Source organism: Alteromonas sp. AMM-1, assembly GCF_047290655.1.
In the GTDB taxonomy this organism is placed as follows: Bacteria; Pseudomonadota; Gammaproteobacteria; order Enterobacterales; family Alteromonadaceae; genus Alteromonas; species Alteromonas mangrovi.
Genome location: NZ_JBLBUE010000112.1, coordinates 1 through 11,219, shown reverse-complemented (window position 1 = coordinate 11,219; position 11,219 = coordinate 1). Strand labels below are relative to the sequence as shown.

Here is an 11,219-nt window from a genome sequence, read left to right as displayed (position 1 = left end):
GTCGTCTGCATTAGGCAGTCATGTGATCCTGTTACTGATGGGCGCATTTATGTTGTCTAAAGCCCTGGAAAAATCCGGTGTTCACCGACGCATCGCGGTATACATGTTGCGATTATGTGGTTCTTCCAGTGCCAAACGGCTGGTATTGGGTTTTATGCTAACGTCTGCCGTATTGAGCATGTGGATTTCCAACACTGCCACAGCGTTAATGTTGCTTCCCATTGCAATGGCAATTATCACCTCGATGGATTCGCCAAAACTCGCTACGGCATTGTTGTTAGGGATTGCCTATGCAGCAAGTCTGGGCGGTGTGGGTACACCCATTGGCACGCCGCCGAATATTATTTTTATGAGCGTGTATCAACAAACCACCGGTATCGAACTCAGCTTTTTAAACTGGATGATGACCGGGGTGCCGGTGGTGCTAATTTCGATCCCAATTATGTCGTTCTGGCTTACCCGTCACTTAAATGTAATGCCGCCGTGTGACTTACCCAAAGCCGGCGGCTGGCGTCCAGCGGAAAAGCGGGTGTTAACCGTATTTGGTTTTGTGGCATTGGCCTGGATTTTCCGCCCCTACTGGTCGGCCTGGACTGGCATGACGCTGGTGAATGACAGCACCATTGCCATCGCGGGTGTTGTGTTAATGTTTCTGGTACCTGATGGGGACAAAGAAAAGCCCGGGCAGTTACTGGATTGGCGCACCGCAGAGTCCATTCCCTGGGGTATGCTATTGTTATTCGCCGGTGGCATTTGTATGGCGAAAGCCTTTACCGCTTCGGGGTTAAGCCAAATGCTGGGCGAAGCATTAACCGGACTGTCGGTGTTACCTGTGGTATTAACCCTGCTACTGCTGTGCCTGGCGGTAAGTTTTGTAACCGAAATCACCTCCAATACTGCCACCGCAACCTTGTTAATGCCTATATTGGCCAGCGCGTCGGCAGCCATTGGGGTTGATCCTATTGTGCTGATGATGCCTGCGGCAATTAGTGCAAGCTGTGCGTTTATGATGCCAGTGGCTACCGCGCCTAATGCCATTGTGTACGGCAGCGGCCGCATCCCCATTCAAACTATGGTACGCGAGGGGACTGTGTTAAATATTCTGGTGGGCCTGGTGATTACCGGCGTGGTGGTGGTTACCCGGCTGTAGCCGGGTAACCTGCTTAATTGAATATCAAGTGCAGTATCTTAATAATTGATTAAGCCGGTGTAACCGGCGTATCGGGCTGGTTAGCCAATAGGTTTACATACCGTGCGAATACGAACAACCAGTCTGATAAGCGGTTTATAAACTGCAAAACCGGCGCTGCGATATCGGTGTGTTCACTGGCCCTTACCAATTGACGTTCAGCGCGACGACACACTGTTCTACAAACGTGGGCTTGCGAGGCAAGCACACTGCCACCGGGCAAAATAAACTGAGTCTGTGGTGCCAGAACCCGTTGCATCGTATCGATTTGTTGCTCCAGTTCAGCTACTGCCGATTCCGGTAATCGTGAACTGGCCGACATGGCAAAGCCAGCACTAAACAAATTGTTTTGAATGCGGGTTAGCCAGTTCAGCGATATGCCATGTTCGCTGGTGTGATGTGACCAGAGCTCCTGCAGTTGAGCGTGAAGCAGGCCCATGTGCGCATTCAGTTCGTCTATTGCCCCATAACACTCAATGAGTGGATCGTGCTTACTCACCCGAATGGGTTTGTCTACATAAACCTGGGTTTGTCCGGCATCGCCGGTTTTGGTGTAGATTTTCATTTTTTTACCGCGTTAGATGATTTATCAGCCGGTGGGCGATCGTAGCGCCGAATTTGCACCACCATGCCAAACAACGGGTGATCAAAATAATGCAATTGGGTACTGATCACTCGGCGCACCTGTTTAAACGGTACCGACACCAGTTCGTAAGCCTGGGTATTAGCAGGTTGCGCTGTTTGTGAGGTGTTAACCGGTACTGGCTGACGATAAAACAACTCGCTGTTAACGTGCAAATAAGGCACCCGGTTGATGTACTTCAGAAACACCTGAATAAACCCGTCCAGTTCCCAAATAGGCGTTAATTGCGCACTGTAGGGATCGACACTGATGCCTGGTTCTTGTTCGGGTTGTGCAGTCATGGTTGCGAAGCTAACTGGCTGTGGCTGAGATAAGCGTGTATTCAACTCGTTAAAAAACGCAGCAGTTTGTTCTGCTTTCAGCGTTTGTGGATCAATAAATGCCGCATCCGCGATTGTGTTTACCGCATCAGTTAATTCCAATACGCCTTCAACAGGCGCAGGGCGCATTTCGCCTTCAGGCGTAAATTGCTCAGCATAGTTTTTGCCAGCAAACAAACGAAATGTGTCGGCTTTATCCTGCCCAAACTTGACTTGTTGACGCCAGGCAAAGTGCGCCAACCGGTCGATACCTTTGCGCCAGCGCACACTGGTAAATAGCGATTGTTGGGTAAGTTGTTCTTCCGACAACAAATGCGGCGTTTGCGAACGCGCCCAGTCTGCGCCGTGAATAATCAACGGTGTTTGATTTGGGAAGGGCACATGCAGGTTGGGGCCTTGCCAATGCCATTGCGCTGAGCTGGTAACAAATTCTGGGTGTTGGCTTGCAACACAACTCAGATTGCGTTTTGGGGGAAGCACGTTTTTGTGCATGGCCTCGCCAACATGGGATTCCAACCAATAGGCGGCAATCGACTCAGGTGATGGGGGGATTATGATTGCTTCGCTGTCGGTTAGCGCTTCAAGATCGTCGTTGACCGTGTCCTGTTGGTAACCTTGATCGTTGTTCGCCAGAGGGTCTGCGCTGTCAGTGTTGCTATCATCATTATCACTGCTTTCCATTGATTCCGGGATGGCTTCCGGTGCAGATGCGTACGGATCTGTTGGCTCTGGCACATAGTATGTAGCCAGGATCTCTTCTAAATCGGGTGCCTCTGCCCAAATGGGCGACGATGGCTTATTACACTCAGGTAACGAAGAATACACCCACTTTAAGTCAGGCTGAAAATACTGCGACAGTAAATCCAAATCGGTTTTAGGCGGTGTAAGGCGCTGTTGCGTTTTAAATGACTCCGATAGTTCGTTTACCGGTGTTGCGCGCGAAAACAACACCACTTCGATGTCGAACCACCAATTATCGTCTTCCTGGGCCAGCACTGGGCTGCCTGAAAGGGTAGTGAGTGCGATAAGACAAGCAGTAATCCGCCTCATGCTTATTTGGTCTCCCTGGCAAATTCATCAATAAGCGCTTCCACCATAGCTAATCGTTCCCTTGCTGTCTCGGTTTTCTTTACTACCCTGAGTTTTTGACTGCCTTCAAATTTGAACATCTGACTGCGTGTTTGCACCAGCGATATAATAAAACCGGGGTCTACCGCGGTGGTTTGCTTGAATTCTACGGTACCGCCAATACTGGTGAAATCCATTTTCTGAATGCCCAGCTTGTGCGCTTTTAATTTCAGTTCGGCAACAGCAATCAGATTTTTAGCTGCGTCGGGCAACAAGCCGAAGCGATCAATGCATTCAATTTGGAAAGCTTCAATATCATCGTTGTGCTTACAACTGGCCAATTGCTTGTATAGCGACAGGCGGGTGTTTACATCGGCGATGTAATCTTCGGGTAATAACGCAGGAATGCGTAGCTCAATTTCAGTTTGCTGGCTGTAAGCTTCATCCAGCGACGGCTCTTTACCGGCTTTGAGGGCCTCTACTGCTTGCTCCAGCATGTCCATGTAAAGGGTAAAGCCCACTGTTGCGATTTGCCCTGACTGATCTTCACCCAGTAGTTCACCGGCTCCGCGGATTTCCAAATCGTGCGTGGCTAAAGCAAAACCTGCGCCTAAGTCTTCCAGGCTGGAAATCGCTTCGAGACGTTTAACCGCGTCGCGCGTCATGCGTTTGGGATGAGGCGTGAGCAAATACGCATAAGCCTGATGGTGCGAGCGACCAACCCGCCCCCGTAACTGGTGGAGCTGGGCAAGGCCCAAATGGTCGGCGCGGTCCATAATGATGGTGTTGGCGGTGGGGACATCGATACCGGTTTCAATGATGGTTGTACACACCAGTACGTTAAAGCGCTGGTGGTAGAAATCACTCATGACCGACTCTAGTTCACGCTCACGCATTTGACCGTGCCCAACCGCAATGCGGGCTTCAGGTACGATTTCAGCAATTTCTTCTGCCGTTTTGGCAATGGTGTCTACTTCATTGTGCAGGAAATACACCTGACCGCCACGTAAAATTTCACGCATAATGGCTTCGCGGATCACTGCTTTGTCGCGCTGCTGCACAAAGGTTTTTATAGCTAAACGCCGCGCTGGTGCCGTGGCAATAATGGACAGGTCGCGCATGCCTGACATTGCCATATTCAACGTTCTGGGGATCGGCGTGGCGGTTAAGGTAAGAATATCCACATCGGCGCGCAGCGCTTTGAACTTCTCTTTCTGACGTACACCAAAGCGGTGTTCTTCGTCGATAATCACCAGGCCCAAATCGTTAAATTTTACGTCATTGCTAAGCAGTTTATGTGTTCCCACTACAATGTCGACGTTGCCAGAGGCAATGCCATCGAGCACGGCTTTTTGTTCTTTCCCGCTAACAAAGCGCGATATTACTTCGATTCTGAATGGCAGGTTGGCAAAACGGTCTTTAAAGTTCTCGTAATGTTGCTGTGCTAGCAGGGTAGTGGGTACCAGAATGGCTACCTGTTTACCCTGATTGGCCGCCAGGAATGCCGCGCGCATGGCCACTTCGGTTTTACCAAAGCCCACATCACCACACACCAGACGATCCATAGCCTGGGGCGCGCCCATATCCTGAATAACGGCGTTAATGGCTTGCATTTGGTCGGGGGTTTCTTCAAACGGAAAGGTATCGGCAAATAACTGATAATCTTCCCAGTTGATGGGATAGGCAAACCCCGGTTTTGCTGCGCGTTTGGCGTAGACATCGAGTAATTCTGCGGCGACGTCACGCACTTTTTCGGCGGCTTTTTTCTTGGCTTTGGCCCAGGCATCTGAACCCAGGCTATGCAATGTTGCGCTGTCATGCTCTCCGCCACTATAGCGCGATATTAAATGTGACGATGATACAGGCACATATAGCTTTGCCTGCTTGGCATACTCAATACACAGGTATTCGGTAGGAATGCCACCCGCATCGAGGGTTTGCAAGCCAATGTAACGGCCTACACCGTGATCCAGATGCACAACCGGCTGACCCACGGAGAGTTCCGCCAGGTTGCGAATAATGGCGTTTTCATCGGTGGCTTTTTGCGCCGTACGCAGACGGCGCTGACTAATTTTGTGTCCGAGTAACTGCGTTTCGGTAATAAACAGCAATTCGCCGTCGGGATTGCGCCAGCGGAAGCTGTGTTCCACCATGCCAATACTGATACCGATAGGCTCATGACTGGTGAGAAAGTCGTTAAAATGGCTGAACTCAACCGGCTTGATTTGGTATTTACGCAACACGCCCAGCAGGTTTTCACGCCGGCCCTGAGACTCAGCACAAAACAATATTTTTGCACCGCGTACTTTGGCGTCATCGATTGCCGCCAATAAGGCCTGCGCAGGTTGTTTTTTCTGTGGATTAAGCGCGATGTCGTCGAGCTTTTCACAGTGCAGATTGTGTTTGCCTGCGCTGTTATCCAGTACTTCCTGACTCAAAGACACCCTTGGCCACTGTTTTATGCCCGAGAATAGTTCACTTACGGGTAAGAACAATTCATTGGGCGCCAATAGCGGACGCGCCTTGTTGTAGCGATATTGTTCGTAGCGCTCGGACACATCAGCCCAAAAGAACTCACTGGCGTCGTTTACGTCGCCGTGCAGCACAAGTTGAGTATCGGGATGGAAGTAATCAAACAGGGTTGCGGTTTTCTCAAAAAACAGCGGTAAATAGTATTCTACGCCACTTGGCATAGTGCCACGGGTAACCTGCCCAAATATAGAACCGTCGTTATTGCTGCCTTCAAAACGGTCGAGAAACTGTTTGCGAAAGAGGTTAAGGGCATTTTTGTCGGTAGGAAACTCGCGGGCCGGTAACATGCGAATTTCGTTTACAGGATCGCTTGAACGCTGGGTATCGGTGTCGAATACACGGATGCTATCGACTTCATCATCAAACAGGTCGATGCGGTAAGGGTGTTTGCTGCCCATGGGGAACAAATCAATAATACTGCCGCGAACCGAGAATTCACTGTGACTAAGCACCTGGCTTACGTGCAGGTAACCGGCCTGTTCCAATTGTCGGCGGAAGGTATCGCGGTCGAGATTCTGGCCTTTTTTCAGCAATAATAAATGCTGGCCGATGTATTCTACCGGTGCCAGTCGCTGCATTAAGGTATTCACCGGTACGATAAAGATCCCTGTTGGGTCCTGCGTTAAGCGGAACAGGGTTTCCAGCCGCTGAGAAATAATGTCCTGGTGCGGTGAAAAGGTATCGTAGGGCAGGGTTTCCCAATCGGGAAACAGCGTAACGGGCGTGGTGGCCTCGTCTTTACCCAGGAAATAACGGATTTCTTTTTCAAGTTTTAGCGCAGAGGGGGTATCGGCGGTAACTAACACCAATGGCTTTTTGGCTTGTTGGCTTGCTCGCGCCACGGCAAGGGCACGGCTGCTGCCTTGTAAATTACCCCATTGCTGGTGATCCTGATGACTGGCGGACGTTCTGGCTTTAGGTAACGGCAATGAAAGAAGCGAGGCTGTCATAATTCCTGTTCAGTGTGATGTAGGCGCGCTGGGTGCTATCACGCAAGCACGCGGGACTAAGGCTGATTGGATTGATTGCGTTTTTTTAGCTGCTGCGTTTGTAAGTGCAGGCTGGCACGCACCAATAGCTCCTGATCCTGTTCTCGAATTCGGGTAAAAATAAAGGCTATATGGTAGCCATTAGACTCTTGCTGGCAAGCAATAACTTCGCCATAGCAGAAAACGGCAGCGGCTTCTTCGCTTACGAAGATCTTAAGTTCAGCCACTGTGCCTACAGCCAGTTCTGAGTTGTGGTTCACAACCACACCGCCACCGCCGAACCTGATACTATCGGTACGGTAATTTGGATCGTCCTGTTGGTGCAAAATATACGACATCATCAAATCGATTTTGCGCGACTGGTGAGTTAGGTAATTGACTAAATCCGACGCATGCGTACTGAGATTTCGTAACGGGCGAAGTGCCTGGGTTTCGATTGACGACATCTCACTGGCAATGCGAAAAGCATAAGGCATATGTTCTTCTAACTTATCCGGCTCAGGCAGTACAAAATCGCTTGGCAGCGTGCGTACATTAACCTTTAGCGCGTGGCTAATTAAAAAGAACTCGTTAAATTGTGCCTGCTTCTGTTCCAGGGTGAGTGAATCCACGTTACCTCTCCGGGCTGACTTGTGCGCTGAGTAGCTTACACGTATTATGCAGCGAGCTTAAGTTTTTGTTTATTATAACAGTGTTTTGAATTGTGCGCGCAGCGGCGCAACGGCATAACCCGCCAGGCCAGAAACACTGTACCGGAACCCAAATTCATGCAATTACCACTGAGTGCGTTAATCGCAACACGATACGCGACTGCCGGCAAACACAATAGTTTTGTGGCGTTTATAAACCGATTTTCCATTGCAGGCATTGCGCTAGGCTTGATGTCGCTGATTGTGGTGCTGTCGGTAATGAACGGCTTTGAAGCCCAGCTTCGTCAGCGTATTTTAGGCATTGTGCCGCAAGTGGTGGCCCATGATACACCGGTTGAAAATATTACCGGTCTGGCTTTGCCCGGTGTGCGGGCTGTGAGTGTATTTCGGGAAGCCGAAGGCCTGGTACAGTCTCGTCAGGCACTGCGTGGCGTTCAACTGCAAGGGGTTGATCCAGACGCTATGCAACAGCACAGCATTGTGGCTAAAAACATGCTGGAGGGCTCATTCGACCGGCTCAATACCACTAAGTTTGGTGTGATCATTGGCCGGGCGCTGGCTATGGAACTGGAGGTCACCCCGGGAGACCAGATCCGCATTATGGTAGCGAGTGCCAGCGTTTATACGCCTTATGGCCGAATGCCGAGCCAACGACTGGTAACGGTAACCGGGGTGTTTAATCTAGGTTCCCAACTGGATGACAAAGTAATGTATTTGCACGTAGATGACCTGACAAGGTTAATGCGTAAACCCGCCAGTAGCGTGGCCGATGCCCGGCTGTTTTTAGATAACGCGTTTGAGTATCAGGAGGTTGTGGAGACGCTGCAATCTGCCGGGTATGCTACATCAGACTGGCGTTCCCGTCAGGGCCCATTGTTTGACGCGGTAAAAATGGAAAAGAATATGATGTTTTTAATGTTGCTGCTCATTATTGCCGTAGCGGCGTTTAACATTGTGTCTGCGCTGGTAATGGTGGTGTCTGAAAAGAACAGCGACATTGCTATTTTGCTTTCTCAAGGTATGCAAGTAAGTAATGTGCGCGCTATTTTCATGATAAATGGTGTGCTAAACGGTTTGAAAGGGGCGGCCATTGGCGCGGTATTAGGCATTTTAGCTGTACTGTTTATTAACGATTTGCTGGATTTATTGGGTATTCATTTGGCGTTATCGGCCGATGGTAGTGGGTTGCCTGTAGATATGCGCTGGCAACAGGTGGTATGGGTGACGCTGTTTTCGCTGATGCTATGTTTGCTGGCCAGTTGGTACCCGGCGCAGCGGGCGATGAAAGTACAGCCCGCCAGAATTTTACAACGAGAAGGCTAGAACAGTCTGAGTTAGTTTCACCAGTAATAAAGCAAAACCTGAATAAATGGTCAGGAAATTATGTATTGTCCGTGCAATATTACGGATTTTTACCTATAATCTCGTTTTTATTTTTCGCCCGGTTCCGACACTATGAATAAAGTTTTTATTACGTCGCAGGATTTGCTCCAGGATTCATTTCGTCTCGCGTCGCAAGTGTACAAAGATGGCTTTCGCCCGCAGTTTATAGTGGGTATTTGGCGCGGTGGTGCACCCATAGGTATTGCTGTTCAAGAATTTTTCGAATTTAAAAAAGTGCCTACAGATCACATTGCCGTTCGCACTTCCTCTTATTACGGTATTAACAAACAAAGCAAAGACATTCGCGTACACGGCCTGCATTATTTAATTGAGAATGCCAATGCCGATGACGCGTTGCTGATTGTGGATGATGTATTCGATTCCGGGCGCAGTGTAGACGCATTAATCAAGCAGATTAAAAAGCTGATGCGGTTGAATATGCCCAAAGACATCCGTATTGCTTGCCCTTATTACAAGCCGGCAAACAACAAAACCGACATTGTGCCGGATTACTTTGTAAACGAAAGTGATGACTGGTTAGTGTTCCCACACGAAATCGCCGACATGAGCGAAGAAGAAGTTCGTGCAGGCAAAACCGAACTTGCTGCCGTTATGGATATTCTTTACGACAAGGAATAACCTGGCAGCGCTTTTGGCCCGTTTGGATTACAACAGTTCAAGCGGGCTTACCACTGCATTACCTCCCCGCTGTAAAATATGCGTGTATATTTGTGTAGTTCGCACGTCGCTGTGGCCCAGTTGATCCTGCACAGTACGAATATCTGCCCCCTTGAGTAATAAATGCGTTGCAAATGAATGGCGCAATGTATGTGGCGTAACGGATTTTTTAAGACCAACTTCCTGCGCGGTATGACGCACCACGCGCTGCAATTGCTTTTCATCAATATGATGGCGGCGTCTTAGCGAAGATTCAGGATCGATGCTGGTTTTACTTGCCGGAAACAAATACTGCCATTCCAGCGACTGATTGGCATCCGGGTATTTTTTGGCAAGTTGGTTGGGCATCCAAACACCAGCGTATTTTGGGTTGGCTTTATCCCGCTCGAGTAGATGTTGTACTTTTTCTCTCTGCGTTTTTAGCGGCGCTACCAGGGTGTCGGATAACGTAACAACCCGATGCTTTCCGCCTTTACCATTCCATATTTTCACGCAGCGGTAGTCGAAATCGATATCTTTCACACGCAATCGCACACACTCCATTAGCCTTAATCCGCTACCATAAAGCATTGATACAGGTAACGACTGGCGTTCAGGAATATTCGAAAGCAAAAGCTGCACTTCACTGATCGTTAATACCGTTGGTAATTTGGCCTTGCGGCCACTATTTACAAAGTCAATCTCAGTGCTAAGCGGCTGTTCGAGGTACTTGCTATACAAAAATACCAATGCGTTGAGTGCGCTGGCCTGGGTACTGGCTGAAAGGTTTCGTTTAACCGCCAAATGGGTTAAATAAACGCGCACTTCCATATCACCCATTTTCTTCGGATGCTGATATTTGTGAAATCGAATATAGTCGGCAATCCAAATCAAATAGCTCTGAATAGTGCGTTTAGCATACCGTTTGAGCATCATGAATTCGTAGACCGCATTGATAAATGGTGACCGCATGTAAATTCCTTTTTTCAGAAATTTACCACGCTACATACAATGCGCTAACTGAACTTAGGGCGCGTTTTTTATGATTTTATCCAGCATAAAATGGGAAAAATGAGAACGCCATAAAGGGATTGTTGAAAGGCAAAAAAATAATTACCCGTAGCGGTGTATTTGACACTCTCAGATTCATACCGCACAGCAAAAGTGCATATTAAAGGGTTGTAAAAAAAGAACTTCTAGGATTATTATGAACGAATTATATACACCATTTTGGCGTAAGTTTTTACACCATTTGGATACATATTAAATTGTTATGCGCCGTTGTTTATTTCTCATGTGGTTAGTGCGGCGGCAGCGGGTTAGAGCAAGGCAGTTTCAATAGGTTGTATTTGTGCCCACCGTTGTCAGTTTTTAAAACTGCTTGAGCAACGCTTATTCGTTTTAGCCCGGTAACGCCATCAATTGGCACTACAATTTTCTCAGCCAGTTCGCTTCCCAAGCAGTGGTTTTATCATCTGGCTTTTCGCCCAGGGTTGTTTTAAGGTAATTGTTATTATTTAAATCAATAGTTTGTTGTAGCGGGCGGTGGCGGCAAAGCCGCGAGGGGCAGGAGTCTCGCACGCATAACAAACAAATGTTGGGGACACAAACACGCGGGCTCTGCTTCGCAGTGTAGCCCACATGTTTGTGCCACCAAATTAGGGCGTTAGCTGTCAGTAGGTAACCATGACTCAAAAGTCTTTACCAAGAAGAGCTGTTAAATATGCAGTAATATCATCTTCGATAATTATGCTTTTGGTTCTGTATGCAATGCTAACCAGAGAGGTT

8 protein-coding genes are annotated in these 11,219 nt (G+C 48.6%); 3 read left to right on the top strand and 5 right to left on the bottom strand.

The window, feature by feature from the left end; translation table 11 throughout:
• Positions 1–1,150: SLC13 family permease (locus tag ACLR2L_RS14885; protein WP_413369149.1), on the top strand; the 1,150-nt coding region annotated here is incomplete at its 5' end.
• Positions 1,151–1,199: 49 nt separating this feature from the next.
• On the opposite strand, the gene ACLR2L_RS14880 is transcribed toward ACLR2L_RS14885, so the two are convergent.
• Genes ACLR2L_RS14880 through ACLR2L_RS14865 form a run of 4 tightly spaced genes read right to left on the bottom strand, consistent with a single transcriptional unit; the run spans position 1,200 to position 7,352 of the window.
• Entirely contained in the window at positions 1,200–1,754 is a 555-nt protein-coding gene (locus ACLR2L_RS14880; protein WP_413369147.1) for a cob(I)yrinic acid a,c-diamide adenosyltransferase, read from the bottom strand.
• Complete coding sequence (locus tag ACLR2L_RS14875) at positions 1,751–3,202, bottom strand: CsiV family protein (protein WP_413369145.1); 1,452 nt, start codon at positions 3,200–3,202, stop codon at positions 1,751–1,753. The genes ACLR2L_RS14880 and ACLR2L_RS14875 overlap by 4 nt, the downstream gene beginning before the upstream one ends.
• A 2-nt stretch (positions 3,203–3,204) precedes the next feature.
• Complete coding sequence (gene mfd, locus ACLR2L_RS14870; protein ID WP_413369143.1) at positions 3,205–6,702, bottom strand: transcription-repair coupling factor; 3,498 nt, start codon at positions 6,700–6,702, stop codon at positions 3,205–3,207.
• 56 nt (positions 6,703–6,758) lie between these two features.
• On the bottom strand, positions 6,759–7,352 hold the full coding sequence (locus tag ACLR2L_RS14865; protein WP_413369141.1) for a PilZ domain-containing protein: 594 nt from the start codon (positions 7,350–7,352) through the stop codon (positions 6,759–6,761).
• A 156-nt stretch (positions 7,353–7,508) separates the two neighbouring features.
• Between ACLR2L_RS14865 and ACLR2L_RS14860 the strand changes: the two genes are divergently transcribed.
• Complete coding sequence (locus ACLR2L_RS14860; RefSeq protein WP_413369139.1) at positions 7,509–8,714, top strand: lipoprotein-releasing ABC transporter permease subunit; 1,206 nt, start codon at positions 7,509–7,511, stop codon at positions 8,712–8,714.
• Positions 8,715–8,846: 132 nt separating this feature from the next.
• A complete protein-coding gene (locus ACLR2L_RS14855) occupies positions 8,847–9,413 on the top strand; it encodes a phosphoribosyltransferase (protein ID WP_140960214.1) in 567 nt (188 codons plus the stop codon).
• Positions 9,414–9,440: 27 nt separating this feature from the next.
• On the opposite strand, the gene ACLR2L_RS14850 is transcribed toward ACLR2L_RS14855, so the two are convergent.
• Positions 9,441–10,403, bottom strand: coding sequence for an integron integrase (locus ACLR2L_RS14850; protein WP_413369136.1), 963 nt, complete (start codon positions 10,401–10,403; stop codon positions 9,441–9,443).
• Positions 10,404–11,219 lie beyond the last annotated feature (816 nt).